The organism is [Zimmermannella] bifida NBRC 103089, from assembly GCF_001570925.1.
Classification (GTDB): domain Bacteria; phylum Actinomycetota; class Actinomycetes; order Actinomycetales; family Microbacteriaceae; genus Gulosibacter; species Gulosibacter bifidus.
In genome coordinates, this window is sequence record NZ_BCSP01000003.1 from 76,952 (window position 1) to 103,053 (window position 26,102).

The window sequence follows — 26,102 nt, forward strand, 5'->3', positions numbered from 1 at the left end:
ACACCATTGCGAGCCCTGCAGCATTGCGGGGCTCGCACCGTTAAAGGGAGGAGTACACGACGTGATCGTTGGCATCGGCGTGGATTCGATCGAGCACGAACGCGTGCGCGACGCCATCAGTTCGCCCGCATTCGCAGCCCGCGTGTTCACCCCCGAAGAACTCGAACTCCCACTGACCTCGATTTCGGCGCGCTGGGCGGCACGAGAAGCTGCGGTCAAGGCACTGGGCGGTTTGCACGGGATGCGGCTGCGCGATCTCGCGGTCACCCGCACCCACCTGGGGCGACCGGTGTTTGTGCAATCACCCGAGCTTGACCGAGTGCTCGCTAGGCTCGGAGTCAACGAGCTACACCTCTCGCTCACTCACGACCAGACCACCAGCTGCGCATTCGTCGTCGCAGAAAGGCACTAACTATGTCGGCACCGATCCGCATCGACCTCGACGCGATCGTCCACAACTACCGGGCGTTTGCCGACGCTGTGCCTGCCCCGGTGATCCCCGTGGTGAAAGCCGAGGCATACGGCCACGGCGGTGTCGCAGTGGCGCAAGCACTCGCATCCATGCCAGCAGACCAACGCCCGTGGATGCTCGCGGTTGCGGATGCGGCTGAAGCGTATGCCCTGCGCGCGGCAGGAATCGACCTGCCGCTGATCTGCTGGCTGCAGTCTTCGACACTTGACTGGCAGAAACTCCGTGCCGTGCCAGACTTGCACGTCGGGATCTCGTCGCTGCACGAACTCGCGATGCTCGCCGATGCCGCACCGGTGCAGGCCGGGCGCGTCGACCGCAGTGCGGCGACGCAGGTGCACTTGAAACTCGACACGGGCCTTGGGCGCAACGGCGCTCGCGAATGCGAGTGGCGGGTCTTGATGGCGCAAGCCCTGCTGTTGGAACGCCAGGGCCGGATCCGTGTCGCTGGCATCATGAGCCACGTCTCGGGCACGAGCAAGGCCGATGACGCCGCGCAATTGGATGCGTTCCGTCGTGGCGTTGCCCTCGCCATCGAAATCGGGCTGCGCCCCGACCTCATCCACCTCGCCGCCACCGTCGCAGCGATGCAGTACGCGAACTTTGTTGACGTCGACCCGGCATGGGCACGCGACGATACCGATGCATCCGCCGCCGCAGCGGGCCGCCACGCGGCCGACCAGCCGGGCTACCGGCCAACGTTCGCCGTGCGCCTGGGCCTCGCGCTCTACGGCCTCGACCCGCTGTACCCCGACTCGCTCGGGCTCGATTTGCAGCCGGTCATGGAACTGCGCACCGACGTTGTGGGGCGCGATGACCGCTGGGTCATGGAGCTTGGGCAAGCCGACGGCCTGCCGCCGCGCGTGAACCGATTGCTGCTCAACGACAACGACGGCGACCGCTGGCAGGTCGGGCAGATTGGTTCGACTCACTCGACGCTGCTGCCGCTTGACGGCACGAGCCCCAGCGAAATGCGCTGCTTTGGCAGCCACCCGGGCGACGTCAATGCCTGGGCCTATGCGGCCGACACGATCAACTACGAAATCACCACCCGCATGATGTCGCGGCTGCGCGATAACGCGCCCGCGCGCATCCAACCGCCAGAACCCGGACTCGCACCGCAGCGCGTATTCACGATCGACCTCGACCTCATCGCGGCGCGACTCGCGGGTGGCACCGGGGCGCTGCACCGCGGCGAACAGGCACGGTCGGTTGAAGACCGGCACTTGAGCTGCGTGATCGACCTCAGCGCCAATGCCTACGGGTTTGGTGCCGAACGCATCGCCGAACTCGGCCGCGCCTTTGGCAAGTCGTTCGTGGCGCGCACGCAACACGACGTCGAAGCGCTCGCGGCCGTTGGTATCGATGCCGAGTATCTGCCGACGGCGGGGCCCGAGACGCGCTTGGCGTACGGATTCGGCAGTGGGGCTGCCGGGGCGGGTAGCGGTACAGGTAAGTCGGGGGAGCTTGCCGGTTCGCTCAGCAGTGAATTGATTCAGGTAAAGCGCGTCGACGCCGGGCAGGCCGTGAGCTACGGCTACACCTGGCAGGCCACGCGGCCAACCACCCTCGGGCTGGTGCCGCTCGGTTATGCGGATGCGATTCCTCGCTCGGTTTTCGGGCGAGCGATGTGCTTCGTGAACGGTGTGCGCGTGCCGATTGTTGGCCGCGTCGCCATGGATCAGGTCGTCGTTGACCTCGGCGACCACAATTGCGCGGTCGGCATGCCGGTTGCGATCTGGGGCGGCCGCCACGGCGCCTCGCTGCAGGAATGGTGCGCGTGGAGCGGACTGACGCCGGCAGCCGTGACCGCAACGCTCGGATCGCGCGTGACGCGACGCTACCTCGGTGGCCGTGTGGAAGGACTGGCATGACTGAGCAGCAGCACACCACAACCGCACCGCACACGGTCGCAACTGCCGACGGGATGCACGAACTTGGGCGTCGTTTAGGCGCGGTCGGTCGCGCGGGCGATGTGATCGTGCTGACCGGTCCGCTCGGCGCGGGTAAGACGACGCTCGTGCGTGGCCTGGGCGAGGCGCTCGGGATTCGCGGGGCCGTTTCGAGCCCGACGTTCGTGATTGCCCGCACGCACCCATCGCTCGGGGCTGGCCCAGCCCTCATCCACGTCGACGCGTATCGACTCAGCTCGGCGCTCGAACTCGACGATCTTGACCTCGATCTGGATGCATCCGTGACCGTAATCGAGTGGGGTCACGAGGTCGTTTCGGCGATTACCGACCACTGGCTCGAAGTGACCATTTCGCGGGTGAGCGGTGCGGATGCGGTCGGTGCTGATGAATTTGACGGCTCGGAAGAAGTTGAAGACTTGGACGACCCGCGGCAGGTAACTATCACCGCCGTTGGTGCACGCTGGCAGGATCTCGATGCCGCGGCGCTCTTGGCCGGGCTGGCTTCGTAGCGGATCTCCAAACTGGTGCACTGTAGGGGCATCGGAGGTGAATACCACCTCTGACCCGCGAATTTTGCACCACTTTGGAGATGCTTGATCGGCACGGGTTCGGTCAGCACACGTTGCTGCCGTGCCGCATGCCAATATGCGCCGTAAACTCGTAACTATGCTGCTCGCAATCGACACCTCGGCCGGAACCGACATCGCGCTCGTCGACGACGGAAACCAGACGTCCGAGCCAGCCGTGCCACCGCGCATCCTCGCCGAATACCGCGAAGCCAACCCGCGCCACCACGCCGAAGTCATCGGCGTTGGCATCGAAGCGGTGCTGCTCGAAGCTGGCATCAGCGCCGGCGATATCACCGAAGTTGTCTGTGGCATGGGACCGGGGCCATTCACTGGCTTGCGCGTGGGCGTCGCCGCCGCCCGAACCTACGCATTCGCACGCGGAGTACCGCTGCGCGCCATGCCGAGCCACGACGCGATCGCGCACGAATGGCGTGCCGCGCATCCCTCACACACCGGCGTGCTGGTCGTCACGACCGATGCCCGCCGCCGCGAACTCGCGCTGACCCGCTACGAGGCAGGGGAGCTTCGGGGGAGCGAGTTTGCGCTGATCGCACCGGATGCGGTTGCCGACTCGCTGCGCGGTGCCGAGCACGTGGATGCATCGCAGATTTCGGCAGCGCACCTCGCGCTGGCCTGGTGCGACCGCGTACGTGCGGGTCTGGATGCCGAAGCCGACGAAATCTTGTACTCGCGAGCCCCCGATGCGAAACCGGGTGCTGTGCCAAAGCGAGTGAGCGGCAAATGACCGGCCCGCAGATTCGGCTCGCGACCGCGGCCGACATTCCGCAGTTGCTCGAACTTGACCACGCGACGTTCCCGAAGGACTCGTGGAGCGAAGCGACGATCATCTCAGAAGTCACCAGCATCTACACCGGTTACTGGGTGGTGGCCGACGCGAACCGGGTGCTTGGCGTGCTCGGTGTGCTGGCCGCCCAGGGCGCCGGCGAAGCCGATATCCAGACGCTCGCGATCGACCCGAGCATCCGCCGCCAGGGCTGGGCGAGAAAGCTACTGCGCGAGGGGCTGCGCTGGGCGCGTTCCCGCGGCGCTTCGCTGGTGTTCCTCGAAGTGCGCGAATCTGGCACCGCTGCGCAGCAGCTCTACCGCGACCTGGGATTTACCGAAATTGGACGCCGCCCTAACTACTATCCGGGCGGCAAGGAAGCAGCGATTGTGATGCGCGCAGACCTGACGAAGATGAACCTTGACGACGCCCCGCGCGAACCGCTCGTGCTCGGTATCGAATCGAGCTGTGACGAGACGGGCGTGGGAATCGTGCGCGGCCGCACGCTGCTGACGAACACCGTGGCCTCATCGATGGACGAACACGCAAAGTACGGCGGCGTCGTACCCGAGGTGGCGGCGCGGGCGCACGCGGATGCGATGGTGCCGGTGCTGCAGCAGGCGCTGGCGGATGCGGGGGTCACGCTCGACGAGATCGACGCGATTTCGGTGACGGCGGGTCCTGGGCTTGCCGGCGCGCTGATGGTGGGCGTTGGTGCAGCGAAAGCGCTGTCGCAGGCGACGAACAAGCCGCTGTACGGCGTGAATCACCTGGTTGGACACGTCGCCGCCGACCTCTTGCGCGAGGATGCCGACGCCATCGAATTCCCAGCGATTGCGCTGCTGGTCTCGGGCGGCCACACCTCATTGATTCGGGTGAATTCGCTGAGCGGCGATTCCGAGATGCTTGGTGAAACGATCGACGATGCAGCCGGTGAAGCGTTCGACAAAGTCGCTCGCGTGCTCGGTCTGCCCTATCCCGGCGGCCCGCACATCGACCGGGTTGCGGCCGACGGTGACGCTGCCGCGTTCAAGTTCCCACGGGGCTTGTCACGCGCATCCGACCATGCTCGCGGACACCGCTACAACTTCTCGTTCTCGGGGCTCAAGACCTCGGTGGCGCGGGTCATCGAAGGCTTCGAAGACCGCGACGAAACCGTGCCCGTAGCCGATATCGCCGCATCCTTTCGTGAAGCCGTCGTGGACGTGCTGATCACGAAGGCGCTGGCAGCCTGCGCCGACACGGGGATCCCGCGACTGCTGCTCGGCGGCGGGGTTGCGGCCAACGGTCGACTGCGCGAAGTGGCCGCCGAACGCTGCGCCGAAGCCGGCGTTTCGCTACACATTCCACCGCTGTCGCTGTGCACCGATAACGGCGCGATGATTGCGGCGCTGGGCGCCGAACTCGTTCGCGCGGGGCATGCGCCGTCATCCTTGAGTTTTCCTGCCGACTCAACCCTTCCGATGACCTGTGCGGAGATTTCAGGAACCGCGAATTCTGCGCCCTAATATGGTGCGTAGACCGTTATTCAGGGGGACCGATGAACGAAAACGCCGGAACGAACAACCAGCAGCCAGGCGGCGAACGCGAGGAACTTGCGCCCGCCGTGGGCGGCACGTTCGGCGTGACCGATGACCAATCCGGATTCGGCGAGGGATCGGTAACCGACCGGTTGGCGCGCGATCGTGCGCCGATGCAGGACGAATCTGGTGCAACCTACAGTGGTGCGAACTACTCGGCCGACGCCGCCGGGTACGGTGACGTTCCCCGTGAATACGCGGATGCGGCCGGTGGCGACGACCTGCAGGCCGATGAGTTTATCGACCCGAACGATGGCGCGGAGCAGGCTGGTGCCGCTGCCGGTCAAGGCGCGTTTGGTGACGACTACGGTGTGCCGAGCGCCAGTTACGGATACCGTACGGATGCATCCGTCGCCGGTGCCGGGACGCCGAATCAGCCAGGACCATCCGGTCAGTACGGTGCCACGGCTGAAAACGGGCTTGGCCCCACGCAGTACGGTGCTGCCAACAGCGCTGCGAAGCCTGCAGGCACGCTGCCGTACGTGGCCGTTGCTGTCGCAATTCTCGCGCTGATTGCGCTGTGCATCCCCGGCTGGGCGTGGATCGTTGGCGGTGTGCTTGGTGCGCTCGCGGTCGGCCTTGGTTTCGTAGCCACGCGCGGCGAGAACAAACAGTTCGGTTGGCTGGCCGTTGCCGGTGGCGGTATCGCCGTGGCGCTGGCGGTTGCGACCGCGCTGGTGGTTTACGTGTTCTAGGGCTCGCGCCGGCGTTCTTGCTCGTGCGACTCGGTTGCCTGGGCGCCCTGCTGGGTCATTCTGGGTAGCAGGCTGCTGGATGCGTTGCCGTTGCGTCCGGTGCGCTGCATACGCGGTCGGTGGGGCCGATTGGTGGTGACGGCCGCCCTGCGCTGACCGCGCCTAATCGCGGTGGGCCAGGATCGCGACGCGACGCGAACCCAAACGGGTGCAGATCAGCGTGGCACCCGCATCCCCGCGAAGCTGCAATTGCGTACGCAACTGTTCGGGCACGATGTCGACGCCGCGCTTCTTGATCTCGAGGCGGCCGATGCCGCGGGCACGCAGCGCCTTCTTGAGCTGCGCGGTGTGCAGCGGCAGCACTTCTTCGACCCGGAATCGCTGCGTGAACGGCGAGGTGGTGTCGGCGTCGGTGGTGATCCACGCGATCTGCTCGGCGATCATGTGTCCCGCAAGACTGCGCGCCACGGAACCGATAAACCGGCCGCGAATGATTGCCGGATCGGGCTCGTGCAGCCAGGCGCTGAGTTCGCCGACGGGGGCGTCGTCGTCTGCTGCCGACGTTGACGTGAGTTCGAACGAGCCGGGGTGCACCGCATCCTTGGACGTGTTGATGACAAGCGCGCTGCGACGAATGGAGCCGGCGGGCGCCTGGTCGTTGTTGGAATCGGGTGCGTCGCGTCGCGCCGAACCAAACCACAGCGCGCATTCGAGCAGCTCGCCACCGATCGACACCCACTGCGCTTCGGCGTTGTCAGGGATGAGTTCGTGGGGGAATGCCGGGCCGAGCTTGATGCCGGCGGCGTTCGCGGCGCTCGCGGTTTGGAACGCAAAGTCGAGCGAGGGCTGCCAGTCGTTCGCGTCAGGTAGGCGGACGGTGCCGCCGCGCGACTTGGTGCGGCGGGCCGGATCGAGAAAGACGCCGTCGAGGTTCGTGAGCTCGGCGTCTTCGGCGCTGCCGTGCTGCACGGATGCGTTGGGGAACGGCGCGAGGTTATAGGCGGCGATTGCTGCGGTCACCTCGTCGCGCTCGACCGCGGTGACGTCGAAACCGAGGGATGCGAATGCGAGTGAGTCGGCGCCGATGCCGCAGCCGAGGTCAGTGATGCGGGTGACGTCGGCCTGGCGGAACCTACCGGCGTGGTGCGCGGTGATGTCGAGTCGGGAAGCCTGGGCGAGGCCGTCTTCGGTGAACAGCATGCGGCCCGCGAACTCGCCGAACTTGTTCGCGGCGCGCCTGCGGAGCTTGAGCTGGGTGAGGATCACCGCGCTGGTGCGCGCGTCGGCACCCGCTTTGCGGAGCGTCGAGACCGCTTGCAATGCATCCCGAACCGTATCGAGATCGGCGTGCTCATCGAGCATCCGGAGCGATTCGGGGGTGAGGAGGACGGTGAGATCTTCGCGTTGCACACCTCTACGCTAACGGCGTACGGCTCGGCTGGGCTGCAAGTGGCGCGGCGTTGGAGCAGGGAATACACTCGAGTTAGCACACTCAGGGTGAGAGTGCTAACTTTTTGGTAGTCCGGCTCAGTTGAGCGTATGTACTTCAAACGAGAAAGGTCGTGTCGGTGAACATTCAGCCGCTCGAAGATCGCATTGTCATTCAGCAGGTCCAGGCCGAGCAGACCACCGCATCGGGTCTGGTTATCCCTGACACTGCAAAGGAAAAGCCGCAGGAAGGCGAAGTTGTTGCCGTAGGTCCTGGCCGCTTCGACGAAGAAGGCGACCGCATTCCTATGGACATCGCCGTTGGCGACAAGGTCATCTACTCGAAGTACGGTGGCACCGAAATCAAGTCGGGTGGCAACGAGTACCTGATCCTTTCGGCTCGCGACGTTCTCGCAAAGCTCGTCTAATCTGAGTTTTCTGGTGGGGGTGTGACTTCGGTCACGCCCCCACTGCGTTTTCCTGGCTTGTGTCGGGCCTGTTGTTGCACCGCACCGGAACCCTAACGCGCCGTTTTCATGGCGGCTCGCGCGAAATCTGGGCGTCTGCGCGACTGCGAAGACCAGGCATCGGCCTTCGTGACTCGTTTTGAGTGTTTGGAGGACAATACGTCCTTCAGATTGAGTAAACGAGTCACGAAAGCAGATGAGTAATCGGTCGGACACGGCTTGTGGAAAGTCGGTAATCCACAGCCGCGCTTCTGGATCCACCTAACGAGCCAACTTGCTGGAATTCTGTCGGCGTGAACTGGCGAAGTGACTCATCCACATTGACAACAAAAGACCTGCGAGACTCTGGCTGGACCAAGCACGGTATCGACTTGGCGGTAGCTGAAGGGCGACTGCAACGTGTATGCCGAGGTGTGTTTCTGGCCGCACCTCCAACGAACGCTGTGGACTACGCCAAATTGCTTGGTGGAAGCGTCACCTGCTTGACCGGATTGGCAGCACATGGGATCTGGGTCCCACGGAAACATTCGGAATTTCATATTCGGGTGCGACGGCGCCGACAATACCGAATGCCGGTCACTTTGCAATCGTATTTGCAGCGGTGCAGGTTGCACGGCCCCATGATGGACCCACCCATTCCGGATGGCCACCTGGACTCAGTCGAACTCGCAATCGTGTGCGCAGCACGATGTGTGTCGGATGAAGAGCTCGTAGCGATCGTTGAATCTGCGGCGAGAGTAAATGGCGGTGCCTTGGACTATTCGGTCTTAGGGCAGTGCGAACGTGTGCGAGCGGCACTGCGCAGGACAGATCCGTTCTCCGTTGAATCGGGCGTGGAAACGCTCATGCGGCTGCGACTACAGCACCTGTGCCTGAAGTTCCGAACGCAGGTCTGGATTGGGAAGTATAGGGTTGATTTCTTGGTCGGTGGTCGTCTGATTATTGAAGTTGACGGATACCAGCACCACGCGGACCAGTCCGCTTTTCGCCGCGACCGCGAGCGAGATCGATATCTGGAGCTTCGCGGATTCCGAGTACTCAGGTTCACCGCCGCCGAGGTCATGTTTGACCTAGACGCTTGCGAGGCAGAGGTTCTTGCCGCGATTCGTAAACGCATCCATCGCAAGCGAACGAAACAGGCCAGCGCTCATGACTCGTTTTGAGCGTTTGAAGGACCATATGTCCTTCAAACGGAGTAAACGAGTCATGAAAGCAGATGGGCACGGCGATGAAGACGTGTGACGGTTGGAATGGTGTGATTTGGGTGGGCAAATTAGCGAGCTGTGGTGGGGTGCGCCAAAACGGGGCGGAAAAGGGGAGTGGGGCCGCCAGATTTGGCGACCCCACGCATCCGATTAGAAATTACTTGCGGTAGTTCGGTGCTTCGACAACCATCTGCACGTCGTGCGGGTGCGATTCCTTGAGGCCCGCAGTGGTGATGCGCACGAAGCGGCCACGCTGCTGCAGCTCGGGAATCGTGCGGGCACCAACGTAGAACATCGACTGGTGCAGGCCACCGCTGAGCTGATGAACGTTCTGGCGAACGGTACCGCGGTACTGCACCTTACCCTCGATACCTTCGGCGATCAGGTCGTCGTCGTTTGGTACATCCGACTGGAAGTAGCGGTCACGCGAGTACGAGGTCTTCTTGCCCCGCGACTGCAGGGCGCCGAGCGAGCCCATGCCGCGGTACGACTTGTACTGCTGGCCGTTGACGAAGATGAGGTCACCGGGGGCTTCGTCGGTGCCAGCAAGGAGGGAGCCGAGCATGACCGAGTTCGCACCGGCGACCAGCGCCTTCGCGATGTCACCCGAGAACTGCAAGCCGCCATCCGCGATAACCGGAACACCGGTACCCTTCACGGCCTGGGCTGCCTCGTAGATGGCGGTGATCTGCGGCACACCAACGCCGGCAACGACGCGGGTGGTGCAGATCGAGCCTGGGCCGACACCGACCTTGATGGCGTCGGCGCCTGCCTCGACGAGCGCGAGGGCGCCTTCGCGGGTGGCGATGTTGCCGCCGATAACGTCGACACCAGCAAATGCTGGGTCGGATTTGATGCGCTTAATCATGTCGAGTTCGCCGCGCGACTGGCCGTTGGCGGTGTCGACGACGATGACGTCAACGCCGGCTTCGAGCAGTGCGGTGGCGCGGTCCCAAGCGTCGCCGAAGAAACCGATGGCGGCACCCACGCGCAGGCGACCCTGGTCGTCCTTGGTGGCGTTCGGGTACTTGTCGCGCTTGTCGAAGTCCTTGACGGTGATGAGGCCCTTGAGGACGCCGTTCTCGTCGACGAGGGGGAGCTTCTCGATGCGGTGCTTACCGAGCAGGCGGAAGGCTTCTTCGCCGTCGATGCCGACGCGTCCGGTGACGAGGTTTTCGGAGGTCATGATCTCCGAAACCTTGGTGGTCTTCATGTCGCTTTCGGCGACGAAACGCATGTCGCGGTTCGAGACGATACCGACGAGCTTGCCCTGTTCATCCACGACCGGAAGACCCGAGATACGGAACTGGCCGCAGATCTCGTCGACGTCGGCGACGGTGGCGTCGGGCGAGGTGGTGATCGGGTTGGTAACCATGCCCGATTCCGAACGCTTAACGCGGTCGACCATTTCGGCCTGCGCCTCGATCGACGAGTTGCGGTGCAGGATGCCCAGGCCACCCTGGCGGGCCATGGCGATGGCCATGCGCGATTCGGTGACGGTGTCCATCGCGGCAGAAATCATCGGCAGCTTGACCGAGATGTTGCGGGTCAGCTGGGTGGTCGTGTCGACCTCGGACGGGATGACGTCGGTTGCTTCGGGCAGCAACAGCACGTCGTCGTAGGTGAGTCCGGTGAATGCGAACGGGTTGTGTTCAGTCATGGTGCTCCTGCTTGTTGCGACACCGCGGCGACGCTGTGGATGCACGTGGTCGCGGCAGATTTGTTGCTAATCCTACGCGGGTGGGCGCGCCCTAGCACGCTGGCGTGTTTCAGGTCTTGGCGTCAGCTGTTGCGGTGCGCAGTGTCCTGCCAAATTCCGCTCGCCGTAGATGCCAAACGAACAATCAAGCCTGCGAGCTTGCGGGCGCTGAAGCAATTGAGGGTTGCCCACGCGGCGTGGGCAACCCTCAACGGTGTGGCTCAGCGGCTTGGCAGGAGTTCAGCTGAGCCGAAGGCTGTATCTCCGAACCAAGCAGTCGGCCGGCCTAGATCGAGGCGAGGATGGCGTTGAACGCGGCCGACGGGCGCATCGCTGCCGCAGCCTTCGCCGCATCCGGGCGGTAGTAGCCGCCGAGGTCAACGGCGGCGCCCTGCGCGTCGATCAGTTCCTGCGCGATGGCGTCGCCCTGCTCGGCGAACGCCTTCGCGACCGGCGCGAATACCGAAGCGAGCTCCGCATCCGCCTGCTGCTCGGCAAGTGCCTCGGCCCAGTAGCGGGCGATCCACAGGTGGCTGCCACGGTTGTCGATTTCGCCAACGCGACGCGAGGGCGACTTGTCCTCGTCGAGGATGCGTTCGGTCGCGATGTCGAGCGCGTCACCGAGCACACCGGCGCGAGCGTTGCCGCGGGTTGCTTCGTGACGGAACGACTCGGCCAGCGCGAGGAACTCACCGAGCGAGTCCCAACGCAGGTGGTTTTCGCTGACGAGCTGCTCAACGTGCTTCGGTGCCGAACCGCCGGCACCGGTCTCGAACAGACCGCCACCGTTCATCAGCGGCACGACCGACAGCATCTTCGCCGAGGTGCCAACTTCAAGAATCGGGAAGAGGTCGGTCAGGTAGTCGCGCAGCACGTTACCGGTCACCGAGATGGTGTCTTCGCCGCGGCGGATGCGGTCGACCGAGAACTTGGTTGCCTCGATCGGCGTCATGATGCGGATTTCGAGGCCGTCGGTGTCGTGCTCGCCGAGGTAGGTGTTGACCTTCTCGATGAGCGCGGCGTCGTGCGAGCGGGCCGGGTCGAGCCAGAACACGGCTGGCTGGCCGGATGCGCGCGAACGGTTGACCGCGAGCTTCACCCAGTCGCGGATCGGTGCGTCCTTGGTCTGGCAGGCGCGCCAGATGTCGCCGGCGGCAACTTCGTGCGACGTGAGCACCTCGCCTGCGGCGTTGACGATCTCGACGCGACCGGATGCATCCATCTGGAACGTCTTGTCGTGTGAGCCGTACTCTTCGGCCTTCTGGGCCATGAGACCGACGTTCGCGACCGAGCCCATGGTGGCCGGGTCGAGCGCGCCGTTGGCCTTGCAGTCGTCGATGACGACCTGGTAGATACCGGCGTAGCTTGAGTCGGGGAGCACCGCGATGGTGTCCTGCGTCTGGCCGTCGCGGTTCCACATCTTGCCGCCAACGCGAATCATTGCGGGCATCGAAGCGTCGACGATGACATCGCTCGGTACGTGCAGGTTGGTGATGCCCTTGTCGCTGTTGACCATGGCGAGGGCTGGGCCTTCTGCGTAGCCGCGTTCGATGGCGGCGATAATGCCGTCGCGCTCAGGCAGGTTCTCGGCGCCCGCGAGGATTGCGGCGAGGCCGTTGTTGGCCGACAGGCCGGCAGCTTCGAGCACGTCGCCGTATTCGGCGAAGAGCGCGGGGAAGAACGCGCGAACGATGCGCCCGAAGATGATTGGGTCGCTGACCTTCATCATCGTTGCCTTCAGGTGCGCCGAGAACAGCACGCCCGAATCCTTGGCTGCCTGAATCTGCGCGGCGATGAACGCGTCGAGTTCGGCGGCGCGCATCACGCTGGCGTCGATGACTTCGCCCTCGAGGACGGCAAGGTCGGCCTTGAGGATGCGTTCGCCCTCGTCACCGACGAAACGGATCGTGAGCGTGTCGGCAGCAGGCATGACGACGCTCTGCTCGCTGTTGCGGAAGTCGCCGCCCGACATGGTGGCGACGCGGGTCTTCGAGTCGGTCGACCAGGCGCCCATCGAGTGTGGGTGCTTGCGGGCGTAGTTCTTGACGGCGCTTGGTGCGCGGCGGTCGGAGTTACCCTCGCGCAGGACGGGGTTGACGGCCGAGCCCTTGATCTTGTCGTAGCGCGCGGTGACTTCGTCGGACTCGTCGTAGTTGGGGATGTCGAAGCCCTGGCCCTGCAGCTCGGCGATGGCGGCCTTGAGCTGGGGGAGCGATGCCGAGATGTTTGGCAGCTTGATGATGTTGGCGTCGGGGGTCTTGGCGAGTTCGCCGAGTTCGGCGAGGGCGTCGCCTACGCGCTGGTCGTCGGTCAGGCGCTCGGGGAAGGTGGCGAGGATGCGGCCGGCAAGCGAGATGTCGCGGGTTTCGATGTCGACGCCGGCGGCCTTGGCGTAGGCCTGAATGACCGGAAGGAACGAATAGGTTGCGAGCAGCGGTGCTTCATCGGTGTGGGTGTAAATGATGGTTGCCATGCAGGACACTCCTTGCGGTCAATTTCGGTCAGTGGGTGGTTCAGGCGGTGCGGGGTGGTGGCGCGGGATGCACGACTGCTCCGGATGCGGACCCTCGCGGATATCTCTATGTAGAGATTTCTTCGAGCTTAGCGAATCAGGTGCAATCGTCGCAGCCGAGTCTGAACAGGACCGTCATGAACTGGTGTGACCACGCTAGCCGCACCCTCCGACATTTGATGGGGCTGAATAGGTGTTGATCGTTCCCGCTAGCTTTCGTGTAATGGCACGTTTGAGTCGAATTGCTGCATGGCAAGGCGAAGGCTGTTGCTGCTCCTTGCAAGGTGGACCTTGCCGAGTAGTTCGTTGGGTGCGGGGTGAGGCTGATCGCGTTTCAGGGCGTGTCGTTCTCTTATAACTATTGATAAGAAAAGGGAGGCTGCTGAAAACAGAGCCAGCCAGCCAACAGCCATTGGCGTCTCTCTCTGAGTCGGGAACGGTGTGCCGTGTGTATTGATACATTCCCAAAGCTGCCAGATAAGCAGGGCAACGAGTGTAACGGTGAAGGTCGTCTTGACACGAATCATTCGGCGGTACTTCTGTGCCAGAACATGGGTGAATATCGATCGACACAGCCCCCTCAATCTGTCAATCTCGGAGTTCGCAGTGTTGACGCGATCGATCCACACAAGTTGTTCAGTTCGATGTTTTTTCTCTCGCTCATCAATATGCGATTTCAACACCTTGAGATCGGTGTCCTTTTTTGCAATCTCCGCGGCTAGACGAGCTTTTTCGTCGTTGTCTTGTTTGTTTTTCCGCTGGATGTATGGATTTGTGACTGATCGCAGGTCGCCGGGGACCGCAAGTTGATAGTCGGCTACAGCGTCTGCTAGCGAGAAATTTCGTGCATGTCCGATCGCCGTGACTACGAGAATTCCTCGTTCTCGCGCACTGCGGATGGCGTCAACCATGCGCGCATCATCGAACGGGGCAAGGGCGGACCGTGTTCCTCCACCGCGAGCGATGATTGCTACAGGATGCTTATCCCGTGTGAGGCTCCTCAAGCAATTACTGATTTCGGTGGCACAGTCCGGCCCTTGCATGGGGCAATTAAAGGTCGTGGTCTTGTATCGCTGTTCAGGCTTCCCGAGCGCGTCTAGGAACGCCTCAGACCGTTCGCTTCCCAGCCACGCAATTGAGCCTCCCGCTTTGATCGCTTCCCGCACAGCTTCCATTGCGGCTTGCTTAGGTGACCGAGACTCCGGGATATCAGACTTGGTAAGTTGTGCTTCCTTATATTGACGATTGAGCCATGTATCGAAGTCTTCGATGTACTTGTTACGTTTGCCTCGGGTGACCGTGTCTGGCTCCAGCACTATTTGAACGAGATCCTGTGGAGTGAAACGGACTGTTGCCGTGGCAGCAACGTGTTTCAGACCCCGGTTGGATGAAGTCGGACGCGTTGCATAAGTCGTAACGCACTTGATCTCCTGGAATTCTCGGTCATCCGGAGAACGGCCAGGTCCTGCAGGGAGGAATATTTTCCGAAACTTGGTTTGCGGCTGTGAAATATCGAGTACGCCAGTAATGGCAATTCGAGCTGGTAATCCACCGGCAAGAACTTTTTCTAAGTCGCGAACGGTGTGGACTTGTAGGAGCGGTTCCTGTGCAAAACGATCGGGGCTGTCAAGTGTTTCTAGTTTCGTCATGTTTCCTCAAATCATGGCGGCTTGGCGGGAAGCGGCATTGCATCTTGGGAACGAGCTTGACTAGCTCATCAGTAAGCTAACCGAAGCCTCCGACATGGGTTGTTGACCGGGGTTGGTTGCCCAATTTGTCTCAGCTGGGGCGTGTGGAGGACGTATCGCCCACGAGGGCGCTGAAATGAGACAAATTGGGCGGTCAGGTAGCCCCTGTCAATCCATTTGTGGATCAGTTTCTTGGCTACGCAAACTGCCCGGTGTTGTCCCACCAGGTTCCGTCGCCGTCACTACATGGGATTGTTTTGTCTTGTTTCTGGGCTTCGCTCTTGTTGAGGGTGCAAGTTGTGGGGCCGGGGGTGAAGTTGACGTCGGCTACTCCGTCGACGTCGTTGCCGCCTCCACCGCTGTTGTTGCCGGGGTTGGTGATGCCGATTGATCCAGTATCGCCACCGCCGTCCACTTTGACGTCAGCGAATGCTGCTGTTGTAGTTGAAAGTCCGAGTGCTGCGGTGAGTGCGAGTGCGAGTGCTGCGCGGTGAAGTTTGTGGAGCTGTTTTAGCATCGGGTGGCATTGTTCTCCCAGTCCTTTTCACTGCTGTTTACGAGCCAGGTTCCGGTTGGTGGGTCGTAGATGACGTTGATGTGGATTGGGTATCCGTCGGCGTCGCCTTCGTATTTGATGGGTTCGCCAGTTTTGGTGCTGATGCCGCCCATGGTGGTGATGTCGCCATTAATGTGCTCTAAGGGGTCGAAGTTGACTTGCTCATCGCTGTTCATGGGAGTTCTATTCGCAGTGTTCTTGAGCTGAGATCGGTTCTCGGCAGATCTCCTCGTAGCGTCTTGCTAGTCGGATTCGTTCTTGCAGATTCTTGGGTTTGAAGATTCGAGGGAAGACGAACCTGCGGCCGACGGTCAAGTTGACTTGGCTGGAATCGGACAAATTGCTGTTTAGGTGCCGTGGTAGGGGCAGTTGCCGCGACGTTTGCAGCTACTTCCCCGTTGCGTGTCCGCGCCGCAGAAGTGCGCGTTGTTCTGATGGTTGGGCGGGGTTGCTGGGGTGGTGTGCATGCTGATTGGTGTTGGCAGGTCGGCGGTTGCTGCTTCGCGGAGGATGCTGCGTTCTTTGATTGCGTTGGCGTCTTGGGTGGGGAGCTGTGCTCGTTCGGTTGCGTCGTCCCAGCCGTCGTTGATGGTGGCGCGGAGATGGTCAACGATGTTGCGGGCTGCCGTTGGGGAGAGTTGGTAATCGTGTGCTGCGTTGATGAGGGTGGCGAGGTTGCTTTCGCGGTCGCCGTTGCTCGAGTAAGCGATGGCTTGGTTTGCGTCCCAGCCGCGGGGTCGTGCGGTGGGGTCGATGTCGTAGGCCGGTGTTAGCGTGAGGTGTTTACCGTCCCAGAACGCGGCGTGGTTCCGTGCGTGGTCGTCGGTGTTGCCGATCGCGATGTTGAATGCGACTCGGCGGAATAGTTCTTCGTTCTCGTTGGCGCCGAGGTATTCGAGGAATTTTGGGTAGGTGGCGTAGCGGCCGGTCATTTCGGTGAGGGAAAGCACGTTGAGCATGGAAGCGGTGTGGTGGCGCTGTTCGCCGTCGCGGTCGAAGCGTTTGACGAGTAGTACGTGTTTGCCGAGAGATGGAACGAGTTTGTGGTCGGGGGTGTTGATCCCGGCTTGGCGTGCAAGGTCGAGTGCGACGGCTTCTGCTTGAACGACTGGGAGGGGGTCGCTTGATGATGAGAACTTTGCGAGCCAGTGGTTCCCGGTAGCGTCGGTGAGCTGTGCCTTGGGGCGCGCGCCGCCGATGCTTGTTCCGTGTTGCAGTGCGTGTTCGAGGGCGGGGCTCAGGGGTTCGCCTTGGTCGATACGTTCGGCTGCGGCGTGGAGTTCGTCAAGGGTGCCGGTGGATACTCGTGGTGTGTAGCTGTGGGCGCTGCGCTGGAAATCGATTGCACCGAATCGGTTTGAATCGGAGTGCAGCATGCACGCGGTGTTGTCAGGCTCGTCGTTGCGTAGCTGTAGTGCAAGCACCCGTCGACCCCATCGGTCTGGGAGTGCGTCGAGGAGCGTGCCGTGGAGGTCGGCTTCGTGGCTTGTCGGGGTGATTGTGCGTGTGGTGAGTGGGAGATCTGGCCCGAGTGGGATGGCGTTGAGGCGTTCGAGGTAGCTGAGGCCGTATCTGAATTGGCGGGTTTGAGGGTTGACGGTGCCGGCGACGACTGGCTTGGTGGTGTGCGGTAGCCAAGTCCAAATGTAGACGTTAGAAGTCATTGTCGAGCTCCGGCATTGGTGGTGTGCGTTGTGGGAGGAGCGCGAGCTGGGCCTGTGCGAGCTGTGCAGCCAGGTATGGGACAGGGGCGGGCCCGGTGGCACCGAAAAGAGGCACACCGAGTGCGTTGGCTGCGTCGAATGCAGCACCGATGGAGACGGTTGGTTTGCCGAGCTCGATGGCGCGGTAGGTGCGGGCATTGATGCCGATGATTTTGGCTGCGTGTTCGACGCTCCATTTGCGTTGGCGTCGTTGTGTCTCGATGAGGTTGCCGAGCAGGGTGAGTGCTTCGGTCGTGGTTTGGCGTGTGCCGTGCATAAGAATCCTCTGCGGTATCAATCACTGGCAACGAAGTCTGCACTAAAGTGCAGATAAAGCTAGTGTATCTGCACTTTAGTGCGCAATTTCAGGGGTGCAGATAACACGCTGATTTGTCGCTTAGAGGGTGCGTACTGTGCGCTTATCGCCCATGGTGTGGGCAGGCTCCGCGTCTCCTGCATGCTCCGCCTTGTTGTGTCAGTGCTCCGCAGGTGTTGTCCGAGATTTCCTTTGCGCTGCTTAGCGTTGCGTAGCTGCCAGATTTGCTCATGGTCAGTGCGAGCTGACTGTGCTGAGTGTTTGTACGAACAGGTTCTCTTGGTGGCTGCGCTGTGCGGGTGGGCGTATTGCGTTGATCGCGTTGATGACGTCCAGTGCTGTGGTGGTGCCGTCGAGGATCTGCGCTTCGGCTACGGCTTCGATGGTGGAAAGGTCAACGTTGAGGTCGAAGATGTCAGCGATTGCGCGCTCAATGGTCATGGCGGGGATTCCCCGAATCGTGGTGACTTCGTCAATTTCGAGGGAACGCAGTCTGAAGCGGATGCGCGGGTCTCGTGACTGGCGTCGTTGTGCGCTTACAAAGTCGAACTTCGGCAGATTGAGGATCGGGTCGCCGAAGAGCTTCAGGGCGAGTGCGCCTGCGGCAATGACTTCATCCGGGTTGTATCTGAGCCGTTCCCATCCAGGTTTGGCAGGGTCAGTTGCTAGCCATGCAGCGTAGATGTCTTCGTACTCGAGTTCTGATTCGGGGGCAGCTGCCATGCGATAGATCGCGCGCTGTGGACGGGTGATGATTTCAGCTTTGAGGAGTCGAGTCAGCGTTGCAGGTTGCACGCCACGTGCTTGTGCTTGCGAAGTCGTGAAGAAACCTGATTGAGCATTTGACAGCTCGCTCAGGGCGCGAAGGTCCGCAAGTACAGTCATATCTTCAATAATAGGCGAATGGCGACATTAGTGAAGTAGTGCTTATAGTGCGCGTATGGCATGCATATCATCCGCTTATCGGCCGTGATGTCGGCAGTTCCCGCGGCGCTTGCAACTACCGCCCTTTTGAGTGTCTGCTCCGCAACTATCCGGGGTGCTGCTGTGTGTAGGGGTGGTGTCTACGTGGGGTTGCGCCGTGTGTGTGGTGGGTTGCTGGGGTTGGTGTGGCCGTGTTGTGCGGATGCCGGTGTTGGGGTCGTAGGAGACCGTTTGTATTAGTTGTGGCGTTGCGGTTGGGTGTGGAACGTAGTAGATCTCGGCGCTAACTTTGGCGTCGCGTGCCTTCTTGCCGCGAAGGAAGCCGGTTACGGCGTTGTTGCAAGCAGATTGGTCGTTATTCGTTAGGTAGAGCTCGTCACCAAAAATGTGAGCCCGTTCCTCCCCACGGCTGAAGCCGGGGGCTTCCCGGGCTCACATTTTGGTGAGCAGATCGTCGAGTTCATCCTCGCTGATGAGATCGAGGTAGAAGGCGTCATAGATTGCGTCATCGCTGTTGGGGTGGTGCTCGTAGTCGTCGAGCAGTCCCTTTACGCGGTAGGCGGGTTCGTAGGCATGATTGCGGAGCAGGTTTAGGAGCTCTTCATGCGTGATCTCACCGTGGTAGGCGGCATCGACGAAGTTATCGGCAGATAGGTCTTCTTTGGTTGCGTTGTAGCGCTTGATGAGTCGAGAAACTGTTGACTGGCTCACGCCGAGTTCGTTTGCGATCTCTGTTTGGGTGAGCTTGCCGGTGGTGGCGGCGTGGTTTGCGTGTCGTGCTACGCGTCGTTCGATGCGCTTTGACTCTTGCACAACGGTGCGTAGTGGGTTGATGAGCTGGCGGTGTGGGGTGGGCATGTTCTCTCCTCCTTCGTTAGGCACATTACCCCCTTATGCAAAAATGCATAAGGGGGTAATGCTGTGTCTGTTGGGGAAGTCTGGCTAGCGGCTTTGTTGCTTGGTCTCGGCCTTTTCCGTTTGGGTTGCGGTGGATGGTTGGCCTTGGATTTGGAATTTGGCAAGGGGTTCTTGCACGAGGACGGCGGCTGCGAACGGGGCGAGCGCAGCTTCGAGCCAAGCCTCATCCCGAATCGGCTTGCCGTACTGCCGTGCCTTCTTTGCCTTACCCGACAACGAGTCCACATCGGCTGCGATCAGCACATCGGTGCGCTTCTTCGTCAGGGTCTGTTCCCATATAAACCCGCAGGCTTCCAAGCGTTCGGCCCACTGTTCCTTCGGGCACGAAAACGTCCCGGTCATCGTCACGCCCATGCCCGGTGTGAGCACAAACGCATCGTTCGAAACCGGCGACGCGACCGCCACGCGCGGCTCAAGTGCGGCCGCGATCACCGGCAACCCGACGCCCAAGATCTCGCCGAACGTGCGCAGCTGCGTGGCTTCCGCATCCGTCAGCACACCGTCTTGCCACGCCGAAGCCACCACACCATCGAAATACCGCTGGTGCAGTTCGTGGCGCCGCAGCTGCGAGACCCCGTGCGTTTCACTCAGTGCGGTGACCTGATCGGCCTCGACGACGGTCAAGATGCCGTCTTCGAGGCAAATGTCAAGCAGCGCAAAGTACGCACGCTCACCGTCGGTTAGCGATTCGTCTTCGCCCGGTTCGTCGGCAATCACGCGGGCGAGCGGCGACGACGCGGCATCGACGCCACCAGCAACGGTGGATGCACCACCCGTGCCAGCAGCGCCAGTGACATCAATCGTCATGGTTCCGCCGGTGACGCCCATCTGTGCCTCGGCCTGCGCGCGCGACCAGGTGGCGCCGCTCGACCCCAGGCGTCGCAACACATCGGCGCGGAACGGTGTCGAAAGTGCCGTGCCCCAGAGCCGCTTGTCACGGTTCGCGTCGATGTATGCGGAGAGCAGCTGCGCGGTGGCTTCGGCATCGGCGAGTGCCGCATGCGCGTCGACCAGCTCGATGTCGAGCGATGCACAGCATTCCGAGAGCTTGCGGCCGATTCCTGGCATCAGCCGCGCCGCGAGTTGCATGGTGCATAGGTAGCGCGATGGGAACTCGGCGTTCGGGAGCATCCCTGCACGAGCCCACTCAGCAGCCAAGAACCGCGTGTCGAACGACGCGTTGTGGGCTACGGGCACCCGCCCGTGCAACAGTTCTGAAAGTTCATCTGCGATGTCAGCAAAGCGCGGGGCGTGCTGCATGTGGGCGCCGCGCAGCCCGTGCACGTGCGTGGGGCCGAGGTCGCGGTCGGGGTGCAGCAGCGTCTCCCACCGGTCGGTGATTTCGCCGTCGGGTGATACGAGCACGACGCCGATTTCGATGACGCGGTGGTGTAGGGGAGTGAGGCCGGTGGTTTCGAGGTCAAATACGGCGTAGCCGGGTCCGGGCACGGTGCGTCTTTCTCTTGGGCGAATGTAGCGAGGGTGGATGAAGCGAGGTTGATGGAAGCGAGCGCGTATGCAGCTAGTCGATCACATCGAACTCGGGGAGCTCGGCGACGAGGCGCTGCGTCTCGAGCGAGAGCGTCACCAGCGAGGCGATCAGGTCGACGACGTAGCGCGGGTTTTGCTGTTCGCGCAGCCACGCGTTCGGGTCGTTTACGATGCCCGAGGCCTTATCGGTCTTGATGTAGTAGCGGTCGATAATCCACCCGAGCGGCGAACGCCCACCGATCTCGTAGTTTTCGGCGGCTTCGGGAATCCCCGTGATCGTCACGTACTCGTTGTAGCGCAGCGCCGTCTTGCTGGTGCGCTTCGTCCACGACATCTTCTTGGTGCCGATCGCAAACAGGTCGTATTCGTCGCTCGGGGTGTTGGCTGCAAGCTGCAATTCGATGTCCGGATGCGCGGGCACGCGTTCGTAGTTCACGTGCAGGTCGGTGAGTTCGCGCCCGATGCGTGCGTAGTCGTGGAATCCACGCAGGTTCGGGATGCGCGGCAGCATTTTCTTGAGGTCGGCCGCGTAGCGCTCGCGGTATTCGGGGTGGTGCAGCACCGCGTACACGTAGTAGAAGATGTCGTCTTTGGTGATCGTGGCATCGTCGTATACGCGCTGGAACATCGCGAGTGCGTCGTCGGTGATGTTGTCGACGCGACGGTAGCCGTCCACAATCACTTCCTCAGCGGATGCGGTGAGCGAGTCGAGATTGAACCCACCGTCTTCTGCGTCCACCGGTTCCCAGATGTAGCGGGCGAACACCTGGGAGTCACCGTTCAGGTGAAGGTCTGGAAGCATGACGGTCATCAGAGGAGCCGAACCACCGCGTTGGTTGACGCAGAATGCCCGATTTGTTTGGGCTGCCGTGGGCCACAGCTTCGGGAGCCTATATTGGCGGTGATTGAGGGCCGCATCCCAGTAACAATGCATGGCAAGAAATGGTCGGTACGCCGCGGTAACGATTTCCCCAGTTCTTGAATCCAACGGCAATTGCTTGCGGAGGCGGGTATCCAGAGTGCCAGACCAAGCAATTCGCGTCGGATCTAGTATCTTTTGTTGATCGGCGAGGCATGAATTGAAGGTATCTATTGTTCGATTCACGCTAGTTGAAATTGCGTGTCGCGAAAAGTTATAGCACCACGCGTCCCTATTTGTCGCCAAGCCGAGTGAGGACAAGCGAAAGAGACTCTGTTCGAAGCCGTCACCCGCACGGTTGATGAGTGGGGTGAAGGATGGAAATCGTTCGTCACGCTGATTAATCCAGTCGCCAGCGTCGTTCGGTGTGATCCGTACAAACTCGGTTCCTTCTATCGAACTTTGCACTTGTAGCGCCGTTAGCTTCGTCTCGCGGTCGAGGTAGTCGCCGATGTCGTGGTAGTGCACGCGTCCGGCGGGAGTTCCTTCGCCGTTCTTGACGAGCACGGTGATTGCAACGCCGGTACGACTGCCCGATCCGAAGACTTTGCCGCCTTCTTTTCGAGACAACTCACCCTGTGTGCGCTGATTGCCTCGGAGATTAAATACGAAAATTTCATCGAATTCTTCCGTCCACGTCAGGCGTACTCCATCAGCGGTGTTGCCGTCAATGAATCCGTTATTCGACACAAAAGCAATGATCCCGCGTTCTTTGACGCGCAGTGTTGCCCACTTAATTGCACGGAAGTAAGAGTCATAAAGTTGTGATTTGCGCCCGCCAGTTGATCGCAGCGCATACGAATTCCGAATCTCCGCATCCAGCACCGGATATTTCGCATTCTGGTTATCGTCGTTCGCGCTTGACTGACCGACCGAATACGGCGGATTCATCACAATCACATTGATTGCCGAATCAAGCTGCGTTTCAATGCGCTCGGTGTTCTCGGGGAAGAAGCCCATGGCGACTTCCGATTCCCGCTCGGTCATGGCGAAGGTGTCGGTGAGTGAAATACCAGGAAAACCAGCGGCGGTTGACGCGACGATCGCGTCTTCTGCGAGCCCCGCATCCGCACACACCTCGCGGTACACCGACTCGATGTTCACGGCCGCGATGTAGTAGCTCAACAGCACGATCTCGTTCGCAAACAACTCATGCTGGAACTTGCGTGCAAGGTCCTGCGGCTTGATCAGCCCGAGCTGCAGCAGGCGCGTAATGAACGTACCCGTACCCACGAACGGGTCGAGAATGTTCACGCCTTCGTCAGACAGTGACTTGCCGAACACCGCCTGGCACATGACATCGGCCGAGCGCAGGATGTAATCGACTACCTCGACCGGGGTGAACACGATGCCCATGCGGTCGGCAAGCTTCGGGAACGCTTTGGAGAAGAATCGATCGTAGAGCAGCACCAAGAGCGACTGCTTCGAACGCACATCGGGCAGATTGCGAATGCGCTCGGTGATGCTCGCGTAGAACGCGCCGAGCTGCTCGAGCTCATTTTCGAACGCCTGATTCTCGCTGAACGAATCGAGCACCCGGTTGAGTTTGAGCGACACCGGGTTTTCGGCCGAGAACTCGCGCTCGGGGAACATGGCATCGAAGATCGGCCGGGTAATCATGTGCTGGGCGAGCATCTCGATCGCCTCGTCATCGGTAATCTCGGGGTTCACCGTTTGCCCGAGTGCCCGCACGAATTCGCGGAACGGCCCCTTGGCGCCGCGCGTGCCCTCGAGGTGCGCGCGAATCAGCGTGATGCAGCGCCCGGCAATAACCTCGATGTCTCGCGCCCAGTCATCCCAGTAGAGGCGGTCGCCCACTTTCTCGACGAGCTTGGCGTAGATGTGATCCTTCCACTCGGCCTCGAAATCGGCGCCAAAGAGCGCGACTGCGGTGTCGTTCGTTTGCTCGTCGCGGTCGGCCGGGTCGAACTCGTCGTCGCCGATGCCTGGGCGGCGCGGTGCGCGCTGCTTTTTCGCCAGGTCAATCGTCTTAACCATGATCGTTTCGGGTGCCTTACCCGAAATCGCCATCTGGTTAATCGCCGCATCCAAGCGCTCATCGTGAGCGCGCAGCGCCTGCAGTACCTGCCACACGACCTCGTAGTTCTTGTTGTGACTCAGTGCATCGTGTGCCGAATCCGACGCCGGAATCGCAATCGGCAGAATGATGTAGCCGCACTGTTTGCCCTCGGCGCGACGCATCACGCGACCCACCGCCTGCACCACATCGACCTGCGACTTACGCGCGCTCAGGAACAGCACCGCATCAAGCGACGGCACATCGACGCCCTCGCTCAGGCAGCGCGCGTTGGTGAGCACGCGGGCAACCGGGGCGCCACTGAGCGTTTCGGCAGGCGGTTCTTTCAACCAGTCGAGCATGCGTTCGCGCTCGGCTGATGACATGGTGCCGTCAACGTGCATCGCCTGTACCGCGAGATCATCGGTCGGGTCGTCGTTAACGACGTTTTGCAGGTGCTCGTGTACCAGCGCCGGAAACTCGCTTGCGATCTGCTTCGACGCTTTAATGTCTTTGGCGAATGCTACCGCCCGGCGCATCGGCGCGATATCGTCACCGAAGCCCTCGGCGTACTTGCCCGACTCGCGCTTCGCAAGACCGTTCCAACACCCCACGAGCTTCGAAACATCCGGCAACGTCAGCTCGTGATTGTGGTTCGCCATCTGTTTCTGGAACGAACCGGCCACCTGGTCTTCGCTCACCCCGAGCACGAGCACCTTGTAGTCGGTCAGCAACTGCGACTCGACCGCCTCGCCGAACGAGATTCGATACAGCACCTTGCCGAAGAGCGTCTCGTCGTCCATCGACGCGAGCACTGCATCCTGCTCTTTGGCCTTGTTCTTGACCTTGTCGTTGTAGATGCGCGGTGTGGCCGTCATATACACGCGTCGCGCCGCATCGATGAACTCGTTATCGTGTACGCGCACGAACGCCGACTCATCCTCGCTCGCCAGCGTGACACCGGTGGTGCGGTGGGCCTCGTCGCAGATCACCAGATCGAAACTCGGCAGCGCGCCGTTGCGCTGCGCCTGGCTAATGACGTCGATCGACTGGTACGTCGAGAACACCACAAGCATGCCCTCGCCGTGTTCTTGCCAAGTGTCGTACTCGGCCGAAATGCGTGCCGGATCGGTAGTCGCCGGAATCGGCAGCTGCTCGAGCGGCACGCTCGTAATGTCGCCCGTCTGCTTGCGGCCGACCGACGGGTCGGAACACACGGCGAGTGCCGTGAACGGCAGCTCGGGGTCGTGCTCCTGCGACCAATCAACGAGCGTCTGGTTGAGCAGTGCGATCGACGGTACCAAGAACAGCATCGTCGAGTGGCCGTTCGCGAGGTCGCGGGTGACTCGCTCGGCGAGCTTGAGCGCCGTAAACGTCTTACCAGTGCCGCACGCCATGACCAACTTGCCGCGCTCGACACCGGAATTGAACGCATCCATCACCGCTTCGATTGCCTCGTGCTGGTGCGGGCGCAGTCGCTTGCGCGTGAACGTCTGCGGTGCGTTCTCGGGGTGCAGCAGCGAATACGTGGACCAGTCGATGTTTGAGTGGCGGAACTGGTCGATGGTGATACGGCGCACCGGAGTCGTGCGGTTCTTGATTGCCTCGATTGCGTTTGCCGACCACTCGAGCTCGGAGGTGTCGAACCACAAGCCCTCGTCGATGCCCTGACGGCCGACGAACTCCAAGAATGAGTCGAGATCGCCCTTGCTTACCTTCTTGTTGGCCGCATAGAACTTGCACTGGATCGCGGTGATCTTGCCGGCAGCATCTTCGGCGATGAGGTCGGCGCCGGTGTCGGGCAAGCCCGCGCGGCCCGGCCAGTCTTTCCAGAGCCACACGTTGGTGTAGCGCCCGCCCCAGGTCAAGTCCAGGCGCAAGAAGTGCGCGGTGAGCTCTTCGAAATAGTTGCCCTGCATCCGCTTGGAATCAGAAAGCGCGCGGTACTCATCGAGCAGCTTGTCGAAATCGGTTTGCGAAGTGGCCGCAACTGGGGTTGTTGAATCAGCCGGAGAGAACGAAACCACGGTGTTGGTCTTTCGTGCGACAGGACGGGAATATCCACCAGTATGCACCGGGCTGCCGACACCTGATTGCGATGCAAACGGTTCATGGCGCGGGTGTTTCTGCCTTCGTGACTCGTTTACTCGGTTTGGGGGACGAATTGCCCTTGTGAACGAGTAAACGAGTCATGAGCGCGGATGCGGCTGGTGGCGCGGGTACGAATGGTGGCGGTGCGGCGGGTGGTG

The 26,102-nt window shown here is 61.6% G+C and carries 20 protein-coding genes; 8 read left to right on the forward strand and 12 right to left on the reverse strand.

What is annotated here, in order from left to right:
- Positions 1-61: 61 nt before the first annotated feature.
- The 6 genes from ZBI01S_RS03775 to ZBI01S_RS03800 all read left to right on the forward strand — a co-directional run bounded on the left by ZBI01S_RS03775 (position 62) and on the right by ZBI01S_RS03800 (position 6,010).
- Positions 62-412: a holo-ACP synthase gene (locus ZBI01S_RS03775; RefSeq protein ID WP_066056592.1), complete on the forward strand. Its 351-nt coding sequence runs from the start codon at positions 62-64 to the stop codon at positions 410-412.
- Positions 413-414: 2 nt separating this feature from the next.
- Positions 415-2,343 (forward strand): alanine racemase C-terminal domain-containing protein, encoded by a 1,929-nt coding sequence (locus ZBI01S_RS03780; RefSeq protein WP_066056595.1) that lies wholly within the window; start codon positions 415-417, stop codon positions 2,341-2,343.
- On the forward strand, positions 2,340-2,891 hold the full coding sequence (gene tsaE / locus ZBI01S_RS03785) for a tRNA (adenosine(37)-N6)-threonylcarbamoyltransferase complex ATPase subunit type 1 TsaE (RefSeq protein WP_066056598.1): 552 nt from the start codon (positions 2,340-2,342) through the stop codon (positions 2,889-2,891). The genes ZBI01S_RS03780 and tsaE overlap by 4 nt, the downstream gene beginning before the upstream one ends.
- 157 nt (positions 2,892-3,048) lie before the next feature.
- Positions 3,049-3,696 (forward strand): tRNA (adenosine(37)-N6)-threonylcarbamoyltransferase complex dimerization subunit type 1 TsaB, encoded by a 648-nt coding sequence (gene tsaB, locus ZBI01S_RS03790; protein ID WP_066056602.1) that lies wholly within the window; start codon positions 3,049-3,051, stop codon positions 3,694-3,696.
- Positions 3,693-5,243, forward strand: a complete 1,551-nt coding sequence (gene tsaD, locus ZBI01S_RS03795) for a tRNA (adenosine(37)-N6)-threonylcarbamoyltransferase complex transferase subunit TsaD (protein ID WP_083524481.1) — start codon at positions 3,693-3,695, stop codon at positions 5,241-5,243. Before tsaB ends, tsaD begins: the two co-directional genes overlap by 4 nt.
- A 32-nt stretch (positions 5,244-5,275) precedes the next feature.
- Positions 5,276-6,010: a hypothetical protein gene (locus tag ZBI01S_RS03800; RefSeq protein WP_066056605.1), complete on the forward strand. Its 735-nt coding sequence runs from the start codon at positions 5,276-5,278 to the stop codon at positions 6,008-6,010.
- Between the two features lie 162 nt (positions 6,011-6,172).
- On the opposite strand, the gene ZBI01S_RS03805 is transcribed toward ZBI01S_RS03800, so the two are convergent.
- Positions 6,173-7,420, reverse strand: coding sequence for a class I SAM-dependent methyltransferase (locus ZBI01S_RS03805; protein WP_066056608.1), 1,248 nt, complete (start codon positions 7,418-7,420; stop codon positions 6,173-6,175).
- 152 nt (positions 7,421-7,572) lie between these two features.
- On the opposite strand from ZBI01S_RS03805, the gene groES reads away from it, so the two are divergent.
- Together groES and ZBI01S_RS03815 are read left to right on the forward strand one after the other, a co-directional pair.
- Positions 7,573-7,866, forward strand: a complete 294-nt coding sequence (groES, locus tag ZBI01S_RS03810; RefSeq protein WP_066056611.1) for a co-chaperone GroES — start codon at positions 7,573-7,575, stop codon at positions 7,864-7,866.
- 659 nt (positions 7,867-8,525) lie between these two features.
- Positions 8,526-9,068, forward strand: coding sequence for an endonuclease domain-containing protein (locus ZBI01S_RS03815; RefSeq protein ID WP_066056614.1), 543 nt, complete (start codon positions 8,526-8,528; stop codon positions 9,066-9,068).
- Positions 9,069-9,267: 199 nt separating this feature from the next.
- Here the strand turns inward: ZBI01S_RS03815 and guaB are convergent, their stop codons facing one another.
- The 11 genes from guaB to ZBI01S_RS03870 all read right to left on the reverse strand — a co-directional run bounded on the left by guaB (position 9,268) and on the right by ZBI01S_RS03870 (position 25,880).
- Positions 9,268-10,770: an IMP dehydrogenase gene (gene guaB, locus ZBI01S_RS03820; protein WP_066056617.1), complete on the reverse strand. Its 1,503-nt coding sequence runs from the start codon at positions 10,768-10,770 to the stop codon at positions 9,268-9,270.
- A 325-nt stretch (positions 10,771-11,095) separates the two neighbouring features.
- On the reverse strand, positions 11,096-13,282 hold the full coding sequence (locus ZBI01S_RS03825) for an NADP-dependent isocitrate dehydrogenase (protein ID WP_066056620.1): 2,187 nt from the start codon (positions 13,280-13,282) through the stop codon (positions 11,096-11,098).
- 248 nt (positions 13,283-13,530) lie between these two features.
- Positions 13,531-14,970: an exodeoxyribonuclease VII large subunit gene (locus tag ZBI01S_RS03830; RefSeq protein WP_083524483.1), complete on the reverse strand. Its 1,440-nt coding sequence runs from the start codon at positions 14,968-14,970 to the stop codon at positions 13,531-13,533.
- A gap of 235 nt (positions 14,971-15,205) precedes the next feature.
- Positions 15,206-15,526, reverse strand: coding sequence for a hypothetical protein (locus ZBI01S_RS03835; protein ID WP_066056626.1), 321 nt, complete (start codon positions 15,524-15,526; stop codon positions 15,206-15,208).
- Positions 15,520-15,741 carry a hypothetical protein gene (locus tag ZBI01S_RS03840; protein WP_066056629.1) on the reverse strand — a complete coding sequence of 74 codons (222 nt, stop codon included), beginning with the start codon at positions 15,739-15,741 and terminating at the stop codon, positions 15,520-15,522. Before ZBI01S_RS03840 ends, ZBI01S_RS03835 begins: the two co-directional genes overlap by 7 nt.
- Positions 15,742-15,912: 171 nt before the next feature.
- On the reverse strand, positions 15,913-17,229 hold the full coding sequence (locus ZBI01S_RS03845; RefSeq protein WP_066056632.1) for a type II toxin-antitoxin system HipA family toxin: 1,317 nt from the start codon (positions 17,227-17,229) through the stop codon (positions 15,913-15,915).
- A complete protein-coding gene (locus tag ZBI01S_RS03850; RefSeq protein ID WP_066056635.1) occupies positions 17,219-17,545 on the reverse strand; it encodes a helix-turn-helix transcriptional regulator in 327 nt (108 codons plus the stop codon). Before ZBI01S_RS03850 ends, ZBI01S_RS03845 begins: the two co-directional genes overlap by 11 nt.
- Positions 17,546-17,818: 273 nt before the next feature.
- A complete protein-coding gene (locus ZBI01S_RS03855; RefSeq protein WP_066056638.1) occupies positions 17,819-18,469 on the reverse strand; it encodes a type IV toxin-antitoxin system AbiEi family antitoxin domain-containing protein in 651 nt (216 codons plus the stop codon).
- Between the two features lie 471 nt (positions 18,470-18,940).
- The gene (locus ZBI01S_RS03860) at positions 18,941-19,366 is read right to left on the reverse strand and encodes an Lrp/AsnC family transcriptional regulator (protein WP_066056640.1); all 426 of its coding nucleotides are present in this window, start codon (positions 19,364-19,366) and stop codon (positions 18,941-18,943) included.
- Positions 19,367-19,450: 84 nt separating this feature from the next.
- A complete protein-coding gene (locus ZBI01S_RS03865; RefSeq protein WP_066056644.1) occupies positions 19,451-20,875 on the reverse strand; it encodes an exonuclease domain-containing protein in 1,425 nt (474 codons plus the stop codon).
- A 73-nt stretch (positions 20,876-20,948) separates the two neighbouring features.
- Positions 20,949-25,880 carry a type ISP restriction/modification enzyme gene (locus ZBI01S_RS03870; RefSeq protein WP_222822363.1) on the reverse strand — a complete coding sequence of 1,644 codons (4,932 nt, stop codon included), beginning with the start codon at positions 25,878-25,880 and terminating at the stop codon, positions 20,949-20,951.
- Between the last annotated feature and the right edge of the window lie 222 nt (positions 25,881-26,102).

What these genes read in the sequence shown, in the direction of transcription:
- ZBI01S_RS03780 (WP_066056595.1), top strand. Translation starts at nt 415, where the DNA reads ATGTCGGCACCGATCCGCATCGACCTCGACGCGATCGTCCACAACTAC.
- tsaE (WP_066056598.1), top strand. Translation starts at nt 2,340, where the DNA reads ATGACTGAGCAGCAGCACACCACAACCGCACCGCACACGGTCGCAACT.
- tsaB (WP_066056602.1), top strand. Translation starts at nt 3,049, where the DNA reads ATGCTGCTCGCAATCGACACCTCGGCCGGAACCGACATCGCGCTCGTC.
- tsaD (WP_083524481.1), top strand. Translation starts at nt 3,693, where the DNA reads ATGACCGGCCCGCAGATTCGGCTCGCGACCGCGGCCGACATTCCGCAG.
- ZBI01S_RS03800 (WP_066056605.1), top strand. Translation starts at nt 5,276, where the DNA reads ATGAACGAAAACGCCGGAACGAACAACCAGCAGCCAGGCGGCGAACGC.
- ZBI01S_RS03815 (WP_066056614.1), top strand. Translation starts at nt 8,526, where the DNA reads ATGATGGACCCACCCATTCCGGATGGCCACCTGGACTCAGTCGAACTC.
- guaB (WP_066056617.1), bottom strand. Translation starts at nt 10,770, where the DNA reads ATGACTGAACACAACCCGTTCGCATTCACCGGACTCACCTACGACGAC.
- ZBI01S_RS03825 (WP_066056620.1), bottom strand. Translation starts at nt 13,282, where the DNA reads ATGGCAACCATCATTTACACCCACACCGATGAAGCACCGCTGCTCGCA.
- ZBI01S_RS03830 (WP_083524483.1), bottom strand. Translation starts at nt 14,970, where the DNA reads ATGACGAAACTAGAAACACTTGACAGCCCCGATCGTTTTGCACAGGAA.
- ZBI01S_RS03835 (WP_066056626.1), bottom strand. Translation starts at nt 15,526, where the DNA reads ATGCTAAAACAGCTCCACAAACTTCACCGCGCAGCACTCGCACTCGCA.
- ZBI01S_RS03840 (WP_066056629.1), bottom strand. Translation starts at nt 15,741, where the DNA reads ATGAACAGCGATGAGCAAGTCAACTTCGACCCCTTAGAGCACATTAAT.
- ZBI01S_RS03845 (WP_066056632.1), bottom strand. Translation starts at nt 17,229, where the DNA reads ATGACTTCTAACGTCTACATTTGGACTTGGCTACCGCACACCACCAAG.
- ZBI01S_RS03850 (WP_066056635.1), bottom strand. Translation starts at nt 17,545, where the DNA reads ATGCACGGCACACGCCAAACCACGACCGAAGCACTCACCCTGCTCGGC.
- ZBI01S_RS03855 (WP_066056638.1), bottom strand. Translation starts at nt 18,469, where the DNA reads ATGACTGTACTTGCGGACCTTCGCGCCCTGAGCGAGCTGTCAAATGCT.
- ZBI01S_RS03860 (WP_066056640.1), bottom strand. Translation starts at nt 19,366, where the DNA reads ATGCCCACCCCACACCGCCAGCTCATCAACCCACTACGCACCGTTGTG.